General features: G+C 34.2%; 14 protein-coding genes and 1 pseudogene. 10 read left to right on the plus strand and 5 right to left on the minus strand.

Translation table 11 applies throughout. From position 1 onward, the window contains the following. Positions 1 to 19: 19 nt before the first annotated feature. Positions 20 to 871 (plus strand): annotated as a pseudogene (locus NSS74_RS06850) (transposase); the annotation flags it as partial. Between the two features lie 407 nt (positions 872 to 1,278). Here NSS74_RS06850 and NSS74_RS06855 read toward each other — a convergent pair. Further along, positions 1,279 to 1,797 (minus strand): GNAT family N-acetyltransferase, encoded by a 519-nt coding sequence (locus NSS74_RS06855; protein WP_002137643.1) that lies wholly within the window; start codon positions 1,795 to 1,797, stop codon positions 1,279 to 1,281. Positions 1,798 to 2,110: 313 nt separating this feature from the next. Between NSS74_RS06855 and NSS74_RS06860 the strand changes: the two genes are divergently transcribed. Both NSS74_RS06860 and colA read left to right on the plus strand, forming a co-directional pair. Continuing rightward, positions 2,111 to 2,788, plus strand: a complete 678-nt coding sequence (locus NSS74_RS06860; protein ID WP_002137642.1) for an MgtC/SapB family protein — start codon at positions 2,111 to 2,113, stop codon at positions 2,786 to 2,788. Positions 2,789 to 2,991: 203 nt separating this feature from the next. Further along, positions 2,992 to 5,907, plus strand: a complete 2,916-nt coding sequence (colA, locus tag NSS74_RS06865) for a collagenase ColA (protein WP_340813311.1) — start codon at positions 2,992 to 2,994, stop codon at positions 5,905 to 5,907. A 35-nt stretch (positions 5,908 to 5,942) separates the two neighbouring features. On the opposite strand, the gene NSS74_RS06870 is transcribed toward colA, so the two are convergent. Beyond that, positions 5,943 to 6,446, minus strand: a complete 504-nt coding sequence (locus NSS74_RS06870) for a GNAT family N-acetyltransferase (protein WP_002142650.1) — start codon at positions 6,444 to 6,446, stop codon at positions 5,943 to 5,945. A 255-nt stretch (positions 6,447 to 6,701) separates the two neighbouring features. Here NSS74_RS06870 and NSS74_RS06875 point away from each other — a divergent pair, with 255 nt between their 5' ends. From NSS74_RS06875 to NSS74_RS06900, 6 genes are all read left to right on the plus strand, one after another. After that, a complete protein-coding gene (locus NSS74_RS06875; RefSeq protein WP_002033617.1) occupies positions 6,702 to 7,100 on the plus strand; it encodes a DUF2871 family protein in 399 nt (132 codons plus the stop codon). 138 nt (positions 7,101 to 7,238) lie between these two features. Further along, on the plus strand, positions 7,239 to 8,630 hold the full coding sequence (locus NSS74_RS06880; protein WP_002142649.1) for an FAD-binding oxidoreductase: 1,392 nt from the start codon (positions 7,239 to 7,241) through the stop codon (positions 8,628 to 8,630). A gap of 6 nt (positions 8,631 to 8,636) precedes the next feature. Further along, positions 8,637 to 8,984 (plus strand): DUF4260 domain-containing protein, encoded by a 348-nt coding sequence (locus NSS74_RS06885; protein WP_002111060.1) that lies wholly within the window; start codon positions 8,637 to 8,639, stop codon positions 8,982 to 8,984. 250 nt (positions 8,985 to 9,234) lie between these two features. Next, the gene (locus tag NSS74_RS06890; protein ID WP_340813314.1) at positions 9,235 to 9,840 is read left to right on the plus strand and encodes an FMN-binding negative transcriptional regulator; all 606 of its coding nucleotides are present in this window, start codon (positions 9,235 to 9,237) and stop codon (positions 9,838 to 9,840) included. A 246-nt stretch (positions 9,841 to 10,086) separates the two neighbouring features. Further along, complete coding sequence (locus NSS74_RS06895; RefSeq protein WP_340813316.1) at positions 10,087 to 11,199, plus strand: response regulator aspartate phosphatase; 1,113 nt, start codon at positions 10,087 to 10,089, stop codon at positions 11,197 to 11,199. Then, positions 11,199 to 11,390, plus strand: a complete 192-nt coding sequence (locus NSS74_RS06900) for a Phr family secreted Rap phosphatase inhibitor (RefSeq protein ID WP_340813317.1) — start codon at positions 11,199 to 11,201, stop codon at positions 11,388 to 11,390. Before NSS74_RS06895 ends, NSS74_RS06900 begins: the two co-directional genes overlap by 1 nt. A gap of 731 nt (positions 11,391 to 12,121) precedes the next feature. Here NSS74_RS06900 and NSS74_RS06905 read toward each other — a convergent pair. The 3 genes from NSS74_RS06905 to NSS74_RS06915 form a co-directional block, all read right to left on the minus strand. Further along, positions 12,122 to 13,588: a protein adenylyltransferase SelO gene (locus NSS74_RS06905; protein ID WP_340813319.1), complete on the minus strand. Its 1,467-nt coding sequence runs from the start codon at positions 13,586 to 13,588 to the stop codon at positions 12,122 to 12,124. Positions 13,589 to 13,776: 188 nt separating this feature from the next. After that, on the minus strand, positions 13,777 to 14,775 hold the full coding sequence (locus tag NSS74_RS06910) for an NADP-dependent oxidoreductase (protein ID WP_340813320.1): 999 nt from the start codon (positions 14,773 to 14,775) through the stop codon (positions 13,777 to 13,779). An 18-nt stretch (positions 14,776 to 14,793) separates the two neighbouring features. Further along, a complete protein-coding gene (locus NSS74_RS06915; RefSeq protein ID WP_002033417.1) occupies positions 14,794 to 15,138 on the minus strand; it encodes an ArsR/SmtB family transcription factor in 345 nt (114 codons plus the stop codon). A gap of 533 nt (positions 15,139 to 15,671) precedes the next feature. Between NSS74_RS06915 and NSS74_RS06920 the strand changes: the two genes are divergently transcribed. Beyond that, a complete protein-coding gene (locus tag NSS74_RS06920; RefSeq protein ID WP_340813322.1) occupies positions 15,672 to 17,126 on the plus strand; it encodes an FAD-dependent oxidoreductase in 1,455 nt (484 codons plus the stop codon). Positions 17,127 to 17,352: the final 226 nt, after the last annotated feature.

Consider the following 17,352-nt stretch of genomic DNA (forward strand, 5'->3'; position numbering starts at 1 on the left):
GATAATACAATAATATGGAGGAGCAGGTAAAGGTGCTACCATTTATCGCTTTGTGAGTGATCAATTCTCTAGCTTTTATACAAAAGTGATTAATACGAATGCTAGGGATGCCGTTCATGTCATTGATGGTTTACTACATCACGAAACAGATTTACATATTGAAGAGCATTATACTGATACAGCTGGATATACAGATCAAGTATTCGGTCTTACTCATTTGCTAGGGTATCGCTTTGCCCCAAGATTAAGAGATATTTTGGACTCGAAACTCTACACATTTGAAAAGCCTGAACAATATCCTGATATGGAGAAATTGTTACGCGGAAGGATTCATAAAAAAGTCATTCAAGAGAATTACGATGATGTGTTAAGGTTAGCACATTCCGTTCGGGAAGGAACAGCGTCTGCGTCTCTTATTATGGGGAAGATTGGTTCTTATTCTAGGCAGAATAGTCTTGCAAAAGCGATAAGAGAAATGGGACGAGTTGAAAAAACTTTATTTATTTTAGACTATATTTCTAGTGAAACGTTACGCCGGCGCATTCAAAAGGGATTAAATAAAGGAGAAGCAATGAATGCCTTAGCAAGAGCTATTTTCTTTGGAAAACATGGTGAACTTCGAGAGCGTGCACTGCAAGACCAATTACAGCGTGCCAGTGCATTAAATCTTATTATAAATGCAATTAGCATTTGGAATACCGTATATTTATCCCGAGCGATTGAGCATATGATGGAAGTAGGAAAACATCAGGAGTCTTTACTTGCCCATATTTCACCTTTAGGTTGGGAGCATATAAATTTCTTAGGTCAATATAAATTCGATATTAACAGTTCCCATTCTATTCGATCATTACGCCCCCTTAGAACATAAATGAAGCCCTTGATTTTCTGCTTAGCGTAGACAAATCAAGGGTTTTTCTTTCAAAATCTTTCTTAGCGTATAATTTCCGCGTTTTGTCGGCAGGACCCCTTAAAGGGCACTATTGTTGAATAAACCTTAGATTTTTAAACGACTTTATTGTTATATTTTCGAGTACAGTGAAGTATCTTATATCGAAAATTAAACAACTATATTTTAACCCCGTCCTAAATTTAGAACGGGGTTATGCTTGTTTTAGTCTTTAAAATTTAATAGCTTTATTGTCTTTTTACAGTTAATTGAAGAAGAAAGGACATAACATATTAGTTATATAAAATATGTTATGTCCTTTAATTTATCAACTTTTTTTCAATTTAGGTCTTGATAAGGGATTCACTTTCTGGCTTGTTTTTGATTATTTAGAGCTCAATCCAATACCTTCTCACAACATTCCCATCTTCTTCAGTGTAATCTTCATCCCGGAGACCGCCGTTATGTAAAATCGTTTTCTCAGAAGCCGTATTCACTTCGTCACAAACGACAAGTGCTTTCGTGATGTTTAATTCTTTCGTTTTTTCTAATGATAACTCTAGTAACTTTGTAGCATAACCTTTTCTTCTTTCAGAAGGGCGAATACCATAACCGATATGGCCTCCAGCATTAAATAGATGATCAGTTAAACTATGACGTATATTAACAACTCCTACAATTTTATTTTCATCTGTCACGAGCCAATAAGTAGAATCTGGTACCCAAGTTTCAGGAATATTTATTCCGTTATGTGCGTCGTGTAATTCTTGAATCATTGTCGTGAAATTAGAAGGATTTTTTGAAATAACGAATGGAATCATCGCTTCACCGCTATCTTTCCATTCGTTATAAAAATCTAAGTATTCTTCTTGTAAATCGGTAGTAGGTGTAAGTAAAGAGATGTTCATTGTTAGTAAGCTCCTTTTATTTATGTTTTTTTTCACAAAAATTATGATATGAAATGAAAGCGTTTCCTGACTTTCTCAACCTCATTTCACGCAACTCATATGCCATTTTTAACTGAAAATAAGTTAGACGTTGAACTTTAAAGGTTTTTTGTATGAGAAGTAGGATGTTTTATTTATGTTAATATTTAAAATATTAACATAAAATCACTGGGATATTAAATGTATTTTAATAAAATGCTTTTATATCGATGGGTAGATGCATGTGATAATTTTTGTTTTATCTCTCTATAATGAATAAAAGGGGGAAGTGCTTGTGAGCTTACATATTGATTTTATTATACGAATCGGTGTTGCTGGTTTGTTAGGGGCGATAATCGGTATTGAAAGGGAAATTCGCTCAAAAGAAGCTGGATTAAAAACACATTTCCTAGTAGCCGTAGGGAGTGCTTTAATAATGGTCGTTTCGAAATATGCTTTTTCGGATATTGTGTTTGAAGAACATATGGCTCTTGATCCGAGCCGGATTGCAGCGCAAGTTGTTAGTGGAGTTGGATTTTTAGGTGCAGGTACAATCATTATTCAAAAGCAGGCAGTGAAAGGATTAACGACAGCGGCTGGTTTATGGGCTACAGCAGGAATAGGGTTAGCAATTGGAGCAGGTATGTATGTTGTAGGGATTGGAGCGATGATTCTCGTTTTGATTGGTTTAGAGATTGTAAGTCGTATTTTTAAGGTGCAATTTTTATTTCCGCAAAATATAACAGTGCAAATGTGTATAAATAAACACGAAGTGGTACAACAAATAGTAGAGACGCTACGAGTGAAAGGTATTCCAATACTTTCATATGAAGTGGAAGCTTTACAGCAAGATACAGAAATAGTTTATAAGGTAGGGATGCAATTGAAAAATATATCGTCAGAAGAAAAGAATGCATTTATTCAGCATATACAAGCATTACCGGAAATTACGTTTATAAAGTTAAAATCATAGTGTTGAAATAGAGGATAAATGTAGCAGGAATTTCGCTATTATCTATCCTTTTTTGACATAAATCACATGTGAAGTCAAGTGTTAATTTCACTTTGGATGGATACATGTGTGAACGTTCCCTTCTTTTTTCTCAATACAGAATAAATAGTCAGAATAGTAAAATAATGGAGCGGGACACTAAAAAATGTAAGGTAGGGGAGAGCATGAAAGGCTATTCAAAAAAAGTTTTAGTAGGGGTAAGTTTTGCTAGTTTAATGTTAGGGAGTTTTCAAGGAAGCATATTGGCGGAAGATACTAAGGGAGAGCAAGTTTCATATCGAAATGTGCTAAAAATGGAGCCGGTTGGTGTACAACTGCCCGTGGAAGAATTAGCTCATTCATCGAAAGTATTAGAAAGCAAGTCTTTTGAGAAAAGGCTACAATTTGCTGATTTATCGCAAAGACCACCGGAAGTAAAAAAGGAAAGTAAGCAATTAGCTGTAGCGAAAACTTATACAATTGCTGAATTAAATCAATTAAGCAATCAACAATTAGTAGATTTACTTGTAACAATCGATTGGGAGCAAATTACGGGGCTATTTCAGTTTAATAAGGACAGTCTTGCATTCTATCAAAATGATAGTAGGATGCAGGCAATTATTGATAAATTGAAGCAGCAAGGACAAGCTTATACGAAGGATGATTCAAAAGGGGTTGAGACATTAGTAGAGGTATTGCGCTCTGGATTTTATTTAGGTTTTTATAATGCAGAATTAAGTAAACTTAATGAGCGGAGCTATCATGACAAGTGCTTGCCGGCGTTAAAAACGATTGCGAACAATCCAAATTTCAAGCTCGGTACATTGGAACAAAATAGAGTTGTATCATCATACGGAAAATTAATAGGAAATGCTTCGAGTGATGTGGAAACGGTAACATCGGCTGCAAAGATTTTTAAACAATATAATGATAATTTTTCTACATTGGTAGATAATCTTTCAGCTGGAAATGCGATTTACGATATTATGCAAGGTGTCGATTATGATATTCAATCGTATTTGTACGATACGAGAAAAGTACCGAAAGATACAGTATGGTACCAAAAAATAGATAGTTATATTAATGAGTTAAGTAGATTTGCGTTAATGGGAACGATTACAGAGAAAAACGGATGGCTTATTAATAATGGCATTTATTATACAGGGAGACTCGGCATATTCCATAGTACAGGGACGAAAGGATTACAAGTTGTAACAGATGCGATGAAAATCTATCCTTATTTAGGTGAGCAATATTTCGTAGCAGCTGAGCAAATTACGACGAATTATGGCGGGAAAGATGCAAACGGTAACGTTGTTAATTTAGATCAAATACGAGAAAATGGGAAGAAAAAGTATTTGCCGAAAACGTATACGTTTGATGATGGTGCAATTGTTTTAAAAGCCGGAGATAAAGTGACTGAGGAGAAAGTTAAACGTTTATATTGGGCAGCAAAAGAAGTGAAGGCACAATTCCATCGTACGGTTGAAAGTGACCAACCGTTAGAAAAAGGAAATCCAGATGATGTATTAACGATGGTTATTTATAATAGCCCAGCTGAATACCAATTTAACCGTCAATTGTACGGATATGAAACGAATAACGGCGGTCTTTATATAGAAGGAACAGGTACGTTCTTTACTTATGAACGTACGCCACAAGAAAGTATTTATAGTTTAGAAGAATTGTTCCGACATGAGTTCACGCATTATTTACAAGGTAGATATGAAGTGCCAGGACTTTGGGGGCAAGGTAAGATGTATGAGAATGAGAGATTATCTTGGTTTGAAGAAGGGAATGCTGAGTTTTTTGCAGGTGCAACGAGAACGGACAACGTCGTTCCAAGAAAGAGCATTATAGGAGGACTATCTTCGAATCCAGCAGAACGTTATACGGCAGAGCGAACGTTAAATGCAAAGTATGGAACGTGGGATTTCTATAATTATTCCTTTGCTTTACAATCGTATATGTACAATAAGAGATACGATATGTTTGATAAAGTTCATGATCTTATTAGGAAAAATGATGTAACAGCATATGATGCATATCGCTCTGCTTTAAGTAAAGATGCGAATTTAAATAAAGAGTATCAAGACTATATGCAAATGTTAGTAGACAACCGTGAGAAATATAATGTTCCGTTAGTGTCAGATGATTATTTAGCAACTCATGCACCGAAACCAGTTTCAGATATTGCCGCAGAAATTACAGCGGAAGCAAAATTAAGTAATGTATCAGTAAAGAAAAATAAATCACAATTCTTTAATACATTTACACTGCAAGGAACATATACAGGAACTTCTGCAAAAGGAGAATATGAAGACTGGAAAACAATTACGCAAAACGTTAATGATACGTTAAAACGTTTAAGTGCAAAAGAATGGACAGGCTATAAAACAGTAACAGCTTACTTCGTGAATTACCGTGTAAATGCATCAGGGCAATTTGAATATGATGTTGTGTTCCACGGTATTAATACAGAAGAAGGTGCTGTGAATAAAGCGCCGGTCGCGGTTATAAATGGTCCGTATAGCGGACATACGAATGAAGCAATCTCGTTTAAAAGCGATGGATCAAAAGATGAAGATGGGAAAATTGCTTCTTATAACTGGGAGTTCGGTGATGGTGCGGTAAGTAATGAGCAAAATCCAACTCACGTATATACAAAAGAAGGAACGTATACGGCGAAATTAACAGTAACAGACGATAAAGGATTAACTAATACTGCTACAACAAGTGTAACGGTTCAAAAGAAAGAAGATAACAGTGTAGAAAAAGAGCCAAATAATTCATTCCAAACGGCAAATAAACTGCAGTTAAATCAAGTTTTACGTGCTAGTTTAGGAAACGGTGATACGAGTGATTACTTTGAAATAAATATAGAAACTGCGAAAAATCTTCAAATTAATGTAACGAAGGAAAATAATATCGGAGTAAACTGGGTTCTTTATTCAGAAGCAGATTTAAATAATTATGTTACGTATGCACAGCAACAAGGAAATAAATTAGTAGGTAGTTACTATACGTATCCAGGGAAGTACTATTTACATGTATACCAGTATGGTGGTGGAACAGGGAATTATACGGTAGAAGTGAAGTGAAAAAAAGGGTCGCCATTCATGGCGATCCTTTTTTGTTATGCGTTATACCCGAATAATTTTAGATCTTCTCCTGAGTCTGAAATTATTTTTTCGAATCGCAATCCTACTTTTTCTAACAGCGTACCTGAAGCAGCATTATCTATAGAAGTAATTGCTACAATTCGTTTCATTCTTAGCTTCTGTACACCGTATTCTATTACAGCAGAAGCTGATTCATAGCCGTATCCTTTCGAACGGAATTTTTCTAAAAAGGCAAAGCCGATATCAACATCTTCTAATGAATCTCTTTTAATAAGGCCGCACATACCAATTGGTGTGAGATTTTCTTTTTGTTCAACTAAGTAAAGACCAAAGCCCATTTTATTATACATATCGACGGGTCCATTTAAGATGTATTTTTTTGCATCTTCTAAGTTTTTAATACCTTTATCACCAATAAATTGAATCCATGCAGGATCATTTACTAATTCAAGAATAAACGGAGCATCTTTTACATCGAGCCAGCGAAGAGTGAGTCTTTCAGTTTCAAGAACTATCAATCTATTGCACCACCTTTAATAGTTATAACAATTAGTATGGATTGCGAAATACAAAAGTGCAACATATTTTAATAGAGCCCTGCTTGTTCACATAAAGTTCGTTTGTTTTGTATAAAAGGATATTTTATAATTAGAATTGATTGTAAAGAGTGAGATACTTATACAATGACTCCTAGGTAACTAGGAGTTTTTACTATATAACTATCATTATTACTAAATATGACGCACTACACATTCTACTTAAGGAGGTACATAATGAAGAAATTATATAATGCATCGTTTACTTATTTGATTATCGGTTTATTGTCAGGAATATTTGCTAGGGAGTATGGAAAATATAAAGGGATTTTAGGATCTACTTTATTAAATCTTTTGCATACGCATACGTTAGTACTTGGCTTTTTCTTCTTTTTAATTGCTTTAGGATTAGCGAAAGTATTCGCGTTTCATGAAGTGAAAGGATTTAATAACTGGTTTATTTTACATAATATCGCATTAACTTTAATGTTAGGTTCGCTAGCAGCGAGAGGACTTCTTCAACTAAATGGAGCGGACTTTAAAGGGTTAACTTATATTGTAGGGTTCTCTCATTCTATGATGGCATTTACTTTAGTTTGGTTTATGATTCTGTTGAAGAAATCGTCTAAAATATAGTTTTATAAAAAAGAACTTGTAGGGAATACTGCAAGTTCTTTTTTATATATAAAATTATAGGAATCTTACTATTCTGATTATTTTGTATAAAAATGGTATAATTAATGTGGCGTAAATAATATAAAAGGAGAGTACGTAATGGAAATAACAATTGAACGTTTAGTAAATGAATTAAAGGATGTACTTCCTGAAGAGCAAGTAGTGGTTAATAAGACAGTAAGAGAGTTACATAGTAAAGATGAATCTTACCATAATAGTAGTTTACCTGATGTAGTTGTTTTTCCAAAAACGATGGAAGAGGTTAGAGCAATAATGAAAGTAGCGAGTGAGCATAAAAAACCTGTCATTCCATTTGGAGTAGGTTCTAGTTTAGAAGGTCATATAATTCCTTATGAAAAGGGGATTACAGTTGATTTTTCATTAATGAACAAAATACTTGAAATAAGAGAGAAAGATTTTCTTGTGAAAGTACAACCAGGAGTGACTCGTTCTCAGCTCAATAAAGAATTGAAAAAGTACGGTTTGTTTTTTAGTGTAGATCCAGGTGCAGATGCAACGTTAGGGGGCATGGCTGCTACGAATGCGAGCGGAACGACAGCGGTTAAGTATGGCGTAATGCGTGATCAAGTTCGTGATTTAGAAGTGGTGCTTGCTGATGGGCAAGTGATACATACTGGCAATTTAGCGGCGAAGTCATCATCAGGTTATCATTTAAATGGTATTTTCGTAGGATCAGAAGGTACGCTTGGATGCTTTACAGAGCTAACATTAAAAGTATACGGCATACCAGAACATGTTATGGCTGCGAGAGCATCGTTTCCAACTATAAATGATGCAGTAGAAGCTGTTATTAATATACTGCAAGCTGGCATTCCAATTGCGAGAATAGAACTTGTTGATGAATTATCTATGAAACAAGTAAATCATTACAATGAAACAAATTACAGAGAAGAACCAACACTGTTTTTAGAGTTTCACGGAAATGAAGCAGGGCTAACGCAAGATATCGAGTTTACGAAGGAAATTGTTTTTGATCATAAATGTAAAGAAGTTGCTTTTGAAACTGAAACTGCGGCGAGAAATAAATTATGGGATGCAAGACATAACTTAGCATACTCTTACGTTCATAGTTACCCTGGTAAAAAGCTGATGAGTACGGATGTTTGTGTACCAATTTCAGAATTAGCTGGCGCAATACAACATGCGAAAGAGACATTAGATAAAGTTGGTCTTGTTGGTGGTATTCTTGGCCATGTAGGAGACGGGAATTTTCACGTGCTCTTAATGATTGATCCAAATGATAAAGATGAAGTGAAAAAAGCGGACGAAATAAATGAAAGTATTGTACTGTATGCTCTTAAGCGTGGCGGAACTTGTACAGGAGAGCATGGCGTTGGAATAGGAAAGCAGAAGTATCAAGAAGAAGAACATGGTGCGGCATTATTGGTAATGGAGAAAATAAAGAAAGCTCTTGATCCGCAAAATATTTTAAATCCGAATAAAATTTTCAAGCTAGCAGATAAGGAATGATGAATTTTGGAGAAACGAATTATACACTTTGAAGGATTGGTCGTCTTATTAGCTGCGATTTATATATATGCATTATGTGGATTTAGTTGGTTATTATTTATCGTATTACTTTTTGCACCTGATTTAGCAATGGTGGCGTACGCTATTAACAAACGTGTTGGTGCACAAATTTATAATCTATTTCACACATATATCATATCAATATTACTTGTTTTAATAGGGGTCTATTTAAAGATGGATACAATTTTAATGATTGGTTTAATATGGACAGCACATATTGGAATGGATCGAATGCTTGGGTATGGATTGAAGTATGAAACTGATTTTAAGGATACGCATATTCAGAGGTTATAGCTTAGGTAAAACGGAATTTATTGAATATGTATTAGAAAAAGCTATGAAGGATCGTTGAATAAGGGAGTTTGTATAAATAAAAAAATTGACTAAGGTGGCAGAAATCATATAATGCCACCTATTATTTTTGAAACAAAGGTTTTACTATATGCACTGACCTTATAAAACAATTATCATCTGTCCCTGCCCAATAATAAAGTTCATAAATATAATGAGAAATAAGAAGATAAGAAAAGAAAAGAGGGAGCTTATGTACATACCAAAACATTTCACTATACAAGATGAAGAGAAGAAGTACGAAATTATTGAACAAAATAGCTTTGCAACTTTATTTTCTCAACATAACGGAGCACCGTACGCAACGCATTTGCCGTTGTTATTAAATAGGGAGACTCTAACTTTACATGGCCATTTCGCACGTCCGAATGAACAGTGGAAAGATAGTGGGAATCAACAAGTACTCGCTATATTCCAAGGGCCACATAGTTACATCTCGCCGTCATGGTATGAAACAAATAAAGCAGTACCAACATGGAACTATGTTGCGGTGCATGTATATGGAGAGTTAGAAATTGTTGAAGATGAACAGGAATTAATAGACTCTCTTCAAGATTTAGTACATAAATATGAAAATCCAAAGAGCAACTACTCACTGAATGATGTAGATCCGAATTATATGGAAGGATTAAGTAGGGGAATAGTTGGATTCAAAATAAAGATACATAAAATAGAAGGAAAAGCGAAGTTAAGTCAAAATCATTCTGTGGAGAGACGAGGGTTAGTTATAGAAGAACTTGAGAAAGTTGGGAGTGAGGGGAGTAGGGGGATTGCAGGGTTGATGAAGAAGGGTGTTTAAAATAATGGTGGAGTGTGAATACACATTTATAAAGTGTTAATATATTGTATTTATAGATTTTTATAGTGATTTAGACGCTGTATTTAGGGGGAGGCAATTTTCTTTAGTGTTTTAAAAAATTTACAGCATGTGATTAATTTAATGGATTTAATGTTAAATAAATGTTGAGAAATATGAATGAGATATTTATATCTTAATATCTATTTGTTATTATTTATGTGAGAATATTCAAAAAAGGGGGATTTTATGAACATTCCAGTGAAGGGAAGCGAACAGGTTACAAAGCAACTTAATGAATGGTATCAAGCAATGTTACAACAACAATTGTCAAAAGCAACTAATTTAAAACAAGAAATTGATAAAAATATTGATGTTTTGAAACAAGAATCAAATAAAATGTTGCAAGAAAAAAATTTATTATATTATTTCTTACTAGATTTTCGTTATAAAACGCTTGTTGATAGATTTAGTATCACAAAGAGAAGCTTTGACGAAATAGATTCTTTTAAAATTCCGACGGATGGTTTCTTATCTTATTATTACCATTTTTGTAAAGCGGTATATGCTACTATACTTAAAGATTATAAAGAAGCGAAAAAATATTATGAAAAAGCAGAGTTTTTTTTGAAAGACGTTCCAGACGAAATTGAACAAGCTGAATTTCAATCTAAGTTAGCCTTATTCTATCATAATAATAATGAACCACTTTTAGCTGTTCACTATGCAACTATTTCAAAAGATATCTTCTCTAAGCACCAAGGTTATGAAAGTAATACTGCTTCTTGCGAAAATACTATTGGAATGAGTTGTGTATCTCTAAAACAGTTTGAACAGGCCGAGGAACATTTAAATTCTGCATTAAATTTATTACAAAAAAATAATGAAGAAAGATTAATTTCATTCGTGCGGCACAACTTAGGGTGGCTATATGCAAATCAAAACCTTTCTGAATTAGCTATCCGTCACTTATCAGAAGTAACAGAGAAAATACCTAATCATTTCAAAGCTGTTTTTTTACAAGCTAGGGAATATTCTAAGTTAAGTGAAACAAATGTATCTTCAATCCTTATTGAAAAAGGATTGAAACTTTGTTTAGAAGTAGAGAATGAAGAATATACACATCATTTCAATATTTTAAAAGCATTAAATAATAATGTGACTATCGAGGAATTAAAAAGGGTAATTGTTACAGGGATTTCTTATTTCAAAGAAGAGAATCTTTCTTATTATGTAGAAGAATATGCTGAGGTGATGGCAGCTAGGTTATATGAGATGTGTGATTATAAAACGTCTAGTGAATATTTTTGTTTAAGTCTTGAAGCAAGAAAAACAAATGTAGCTAAAGGGGCGTTAAAATAATGAAGAAACTGAGTTTAATGGTAATGAGTTTAGCTGTTACAGGTATTACAGTTTTTACGATAAATACTACTCCAAAGATTCAACAAACAACAACCGCAAATACTGTCATCAATAAGTTACAATCGACTCACGGAGAAGGGTGGTCTCCAACGAGACCTGAGTTAGTATACTTAGAGGGAAGACAACTCTAAAGTATTATTTTAAGAGTGCTAGCTTTAGTTGATATTATTTACTGGCTTGTAAACATTAAAGGTTTACAAGCCAGTTTTTTGTTGTGAGAGCTACCTTCACATTATGTTGAAAGTAATCCGTCATAATTTTAAACTATTGTAATGAATTTTAATAAAAGATTGTTGAGGAATATAGTGAAGATATTGGAACATACAAATTCTCATTAGTTATATTAAAATGGATTCATTCTCTCCTCCTTTATTTTTTATCAACATTTGTACAATAGCTGGATTTTTATATTCGAGAATAGTTGTTCCTTATCGATGTACCTGGATATAATAAGAAAAAATGAAGATTGAATAGAAGAATTTTAATAGAACAGTTACCAAGTTAACGCATTAGGCAAGAAATAGGTAGGAAGTAAGGAGCTCTCCTTTGCTCGTGACAGCTTGTTTGGTGTAAGTACCTTTTTCGCATGGGAGGAAATTGATAGAGGTGATAATATACAACTGTAATCACATAGAATATGCTAACGATATGTAATACATAAAAGAAACGCAAACTAGAGTATTAAATTACGTTTTTTTTCACAAGATGGAGAAAAAAGTAGAAAAGGTGTTTTATACGAAAACACCTTTTCTATTTATAATGTTCCTTTATGGAAAATAACGAATCGTGTACTTGAATTTAGTGGGAATTACACTAATAAATAATACAATTAGAAGCAGAAAAACAGTCTTAGTGCTCTAAATCACGTCCCACAAAAAGTACGATAAGGACGATTAGACGGCACAGGAGGCGTGCAGTAATCCGCTTGTTCTTGAGAATATTCATAAGGATTTGCTAAAGCTTGAAGAAGTTTCTCCATTACGCTATAGTCTCCATTTTTAACAGCTGCTTCTAGTGCTTCTTCTACTTTGTGGTTTCGAGGGATGATTACTGGGTTGTTATTTTTCATCAACTTGTAGGCATCATCTTGTGATTCTTTTTGTCTTTCTAACCGAGATTGCCATAGCTCGTACCATTCTTTAAATTCAGGACTTTCAAATAAAGGTGCATTTTCTAATGTATTGTCAGTTAATGCACGGAATGTATTTGTATAATCTGCTTTATATTTTTCCATTGCTTTTAAAAGTTTCTCAATAAGTGATTGATCATGCTCTTCATTGCTAAATAGTCCTAATTTCTTCTTCATTCCGAGGAACCAATTGTTTTCGTACTGCACACTGAACTTTGAAATTTCATCTTGTGCAATTTTTAGTGCTTCTTCTTCATCTTCATGTAGTATCGGTATTAAAGATTCAGCTAAACGTGCGAGATCCCATGCAGCCATATATGGTTGATTTCCGTATGCATAACGGCCTTGTGTGTCAATAGAGCTAAATACTGTTCCTTGGTTATAACTATCCATAAAGGCACATGGACCGTAATCAATCGTTTCACCGCTAATCGTTATATTGTCAGTGTTCATTACGCCGTGAATGAAGCCGACGAGTTGCCATTTTGCGATAAGGATTGCTTGTCTCTTAATGACTTCTTGTAGTAGTGCGACATATGGATTTTCAGTAGATTCAACCTCTGGATAATGTCTTTTTATCGTATAATCAGCTAAAGCTTTGAGATCTTCGATTGAGCCTCGAGCTGCGGCGTATTGGAATGTTCCAACGCGTATATGACTGCTTGCAACTCTAGTTAAAATAGCTCCAGGTAACTTCGTTTCGCGATAGATTGATTCGCCAGTTGAGACTACTGCTAAACTGCGAGTAGTTGGAATATCAAGCGCGTACATCGCTTCACTAATAATATACTCACGTAGCATCGGACCGAGTGCAGCGCGGCCATCACCACGGCGCGAATATGGAGTTGGACCGGAACCTTTCAATTGAATATCAAACCGTTCGCCTGAAGGAGTAATTTGTTCCCCAATTAAAAGGGCACGACCATCTCCTAACATGTTGAAATGACCAAATTGGTGCCCAGCATACGCCTGAGCTAGTGGATGAGCTCCTTCTGGGATTGCGTTACCAGCTAAAATGGCAACTTCGGTTTCTTTTTTTAATTCCTCAGGAGTAAAGCCAAGAGATATTGCTAAAGAATTATTTAGTTTAATTAACTCCGGTGAGTGTACAGGAGTTGGGGGGATTTCTGTATAAAATGATTGTGGTAAAGTCGTATAACTATGTTCTAAATTCCAACCAGCTTCCTTATTATTAGTCATTTTATCTCCTCCTTTTTTGTATTTTGAATATGTATTTGTACGTATGTATTCTTTGTAAAGTTAACTAAAAGTATAATTTATTATTTCCCCTTGCAATCTATTGTAAGGACTTCAGTGCATTGTGTCTATTTAACAGCAAATACAAAAACTCCATTTTTATAAAGATTGATTAAAATGGAGTTTTGTTATTATTTGATTTTTACAATTATCTTTCCTTTTGCTCTTCCAGACTCTGAATATTCCATTGCTTTTTGAGTATCTTCAAAAGGGAAAATACGATCGATTATAGGTTTGATTTGTCCAGATTCAATATACTTTGCAATTATACGTAATTGATCTCCGCTTGGTTTCATAAACAAAAACGAATATTGAGCATTATGCTTTTTTTCAAGTGCAGTAAGTTTTTTGCTTGCTAATGAAAATAAGAGTGTTTTGAAAAATCCTGAACCAAATTCTTTACCGAAGCGAGCATTCGGCATTCCTGAAACGGAAACAATGTTCCCTTCGCTTTTTATAATATCGAATGATTTTTCAAGTGCTGTACCGCCAAGTGTATCAAATACCGCAACATAATTTTTCAGTATATCTTCAAACTTTTCTTTTTTGTAATTAATAATTTCATCTGAGCCAAGAGACTTTACTAAATTTTCACCAGCTTCACTAGCAGTTGTTGCAACAGTGGCACCCATTATTTTTGCTAACTGAATTGCGAAAGTACCAACACCGCCGGATCCAGCGTGAATCAAAATCTTTTGTCCTTTTTGTAATTGCATGATGTCATGTAATGCTTGATATGATGTTAAGCCAACGAGTGGAATCGACGCCGCTTCCTCAAAAGTTAAATTTTTCGGTTTTAAGGCTATATCATCTTCATGAATGGCTATATATTCCGCAAAAGTACCGATCTTATCTTTTCTTGGACGTGCATATATTTCATCACCAACTTTAAATTGAGTCACCTTTGTTCCGACTTTTACAATGACACCAGAAAAGTCATTACCAAGAATAAGGGGCATTTTATATTTAAGTAACAACTTCACTTTTCCATCGCGTATTTTAAAATCAATTGGGTTAATGCTAGCTGCATGAATTTCTGCGAGCACCTCATACTGATTTATTTCAGGGGTGGGCATCTCAGTCATGCGCATTGGAACTTTCCCATACTTATCAATCACCATTGCTCTCATTTCTTATACCTCCAAATTTCAATAAAAGTTTTGCAGTAGCTTCTCAATATCTAATACAAGATTTTTTAATAATCCTAATTTGGTACGTATGTCAATATAATAAAAGTTCTTTGTACCTTCTTTACGCATTAAAATAATACCAGCTTCTCGTAAAATCTTAAGGTGATGTGATACTGCTGGTCGAGAAAGGTGTGTTTGTTTAGTGATTTCGCCAACACGTAATCCAGTTTGACATTCTGTTTTCATTAGAACTAACAAAATAGCTTGACGTGTTTCGTCACCAATTGCCACTAATACTTTTTGACAATTAATAAAATCTTCTTTAATAACATTTAATTGTTCTTGTTTATTCATTTCAATCACTATACCTCCAATAATTAGTCGAAAGGTTTAAGATGATGAACCATTACATCGATACGGTAATGCTACATGAATGTTGTATGAGCTGCAATATTGAGAAAGAAAATCGAGACGAATCCATTTTTACGTATTGAAAATTATGGAGTAGTTATTATAGGGAATAGAAAATAATGGAGTTGAAAGGTAGAAAATGATTTAACAATACGATGTCTGCCGAGGATAAAGGGTAGCCATTTAACAATAAAATAAGCGGTCGTAACCTTGTATAATTTACAAAGTTACGACCGCTTATAATGTTTTTATTATTTTTGATGTCTATATCAGAGAATAGTTCAAAGTAAAGTAGGGCCTTCTTTTTTATCCTTTCATACACACACAAATTAAGTGACTTGTAGATGTATGAAAGGATAAAAGTAATTTGGGGCGTAATCTATCTATATGATAATTCAAAATGAAATATAAGTCTATATTTTTGTTGGTTTTTTGATTATATTTATGTCACTGAGCTCAGAAGAATATATGTGGAGGGAAAATGTATGGAATCGAAACATGTACCAGTTTTAATTGTTGGAGGGGGATTATCAGGATTATCGTCTGCATTATTTCTTGCGAAACATAACATTGATTATGTACTTATTGAAAGGCATCCGTCTACTGCGATTCATCCGAAAGTGGGTGGAATTACATTTCGCACAATGGAATTATTCCGAGAACTGGGTCTAGAAAAAGGAATTAGATTAGCTGGTAAAGCATTAGAGAATTGTCACGGGAGAATTGCAGTTCAAACAATAGCTGAGGTAAAGCATGAAGAGTTGGAACAAATAAGGGCGGCGCAGTATGAAAATAACGAAAATTTATTTCGTAAAGTGGAAGAGATTAGCCCTTCAAAACAAACTGCTTGTTATCAAATTACTTTAGAAGAGATGATGTTACAATGCGCGAAAAAATTAGGCGGAGAGCTATTTTTTTATCATGAGCTGGTTTCTTATGAACAAAATGAGAACGGAGTAATAGCAACTATTCGAAATCGTGACACGAAAGAAGAGATCATGATTCATTGTGATTATGTAATTGCAGCAGATGGAGCAAAAAGTAAAATACGTGAACAGCTAGGTATTCTAACTGAGGGCCGTGGTACAATCGGTGGTTATTATATGAACATATATTTTGAAGCGGATTTGAGTGAATTTATTAAAGGAGACGCATTCGGTTTTACTATGATACTTCATCCAGAAGTAATTGGTGCGCTTATTCCAGTCGATAACGAAAGTACAGCGGTAAAATTTCAGGACAATCGCATCTTTTTAGTTGGTGACTCAGCGCATATTATGCCGCCAACAGGAGGATTCGGTTCAAATACAGGAATACAAGATGCACATAATTTAGCTTGGAAATTAGCGGCTGTTATAAAAGGGAAAGCAAATCCAAAATTGTTAGAAACGTATCATGACGAGAGATATCCTGTTGCAAAATTAACGACGGACCATGCGAGTAGTATATTATTTCGTGCTGCGAATAGAGAGGAAGGTAATTTGAGTAATTTAGCTGTCACTGCTGGTTATCAGTATTGCTCAGAAGCAATTATAGACGAATGTAACACACCGCATAGAATGAATATAGTTGATTTGAACGGACGCCCGGGAACGCGTGCGCCACATTTTTGGGGAACTTATGAAGGAAAAGAAGTTTCTATACTTGATCTATTTGGTAGCAACTTTGTGTTACTTACTGGAGCAGAGCCTAGTACTTGGACTGAAGCTGCACGTGACGTTTCATCTAAAATAGGAGTAAATATAAAAGTGTATCGTGTTGGTTTAAGTGGAGACTTTGTTGCTCAAAAAGATGTTTTGAGTGAACTATATGGGATAGGGCATGGAGGTGCTGCATTGATTAGACCAGATGGCTTTATAGGATGGCGTTTGGAAAAAGAGGTAGTAAATCCAGATGTAGTGCTTGAAGAAGTAATGGGTAATTTATTATGTGATTTTTAAGTAACTAAGGAAGTATTGTCTTATATAGGACGATACTTCTATTTTTTTAGCTTACAAAATAAAATTGTTTAGTGAAGAGCCATTATTATTATAAAAATATATGTAAATTAATTCCCTTTCTTTTTGTTGTTATTAGAATTTTTTTAGTTTTTAGTTATAAGTGTTGGCAATTACTAGATTGAATCATTTTTTTATTGTATTATATTTCCTAGAGATTATATATTAC

Origin of the sequence: Bacillus sp. FSL E2-8868, from assembly GCF_038005505.1 — a bacterium.
GTDB classification, from domain to species: Bacteria; Bacillota; Bacilli; order Bacillales; family Bacillaceae_G; genus Bacillus_A; species Bacillus_A mycoides.

Excerpts from the sequence above, each read along its gene's own strand:
- NSS74_RS06905 (WP_340813319.1), bottom strand. The coding sequence starts at position 13,588 with ATGACTAATAATAAGGAAGCTGGTTGGAATTTAGAACATAGTTATACG.
- NSS74_RS06890 (WP_340813314.1), top strand. The coding sequence starts at position 9,235 with ATGTACATACCAAAACATTTCACTATACAAGATGAAGAGAAGAAGTAC.
- NSS74_RS06855 (WP_002137643.1), bottom strand. The coding sequence starts at position 1,797 with ATGAACATCTCTTTACTTACACCTACTACCGATTTACAAGAAGAATAC.
- NSS74_RS06880 (WP_002142649.1), top strand. The coding sequence starts at position 7,239 with ATGGAAATAACAATTGAACGTTTAGTAAATGAATTAAAGGATGTACTT.
- NSS74_RS06920 (WP_340813322.1), top strand. The coding sequence starts at position 15,672 with ATGGAATCGAAACATGTACCAGTTTTAATTGTTGGAGGGGGATTATCA.
- NSS74_RS06910 (WP_340813320.1), bottom strand. The coding sequence starts at position 14,775 with ATGAGAGCAATGGTGATTGATAAGTATGGGAAAGTTCCAATGCGCATG.
- NSS74_RS06895 (WP_340813316.1), top strand. The coding sequence starts at position 10,087 with ATGAACATTCCAGTGAAGGGAAGCGAACAGGTTACAAAGCAACTTAAT.
- NSS74_RS06875 (WP_002033617.1), top strand. The coding sequence starts at position 6,702 with ATGAAGAAATTATATAATGCATCGTTTACTTATTTGATTATCGGTTTA.
- NSS74_RS06900 (WP_340813317.1), top strand. The coding sequence starts at position 11,199 with ATGAAGAAACTGAGTTTAATGGTAATGAGTTTAGCTGTTACAGGTATT.
- colA (WP_340813311.1), top strand. The coding sequence starts at position 2,992 with ATGAAAGGCTATTCAAAAAAAGTTTTAGTAGGGGTAAGTTTTGCTAGT.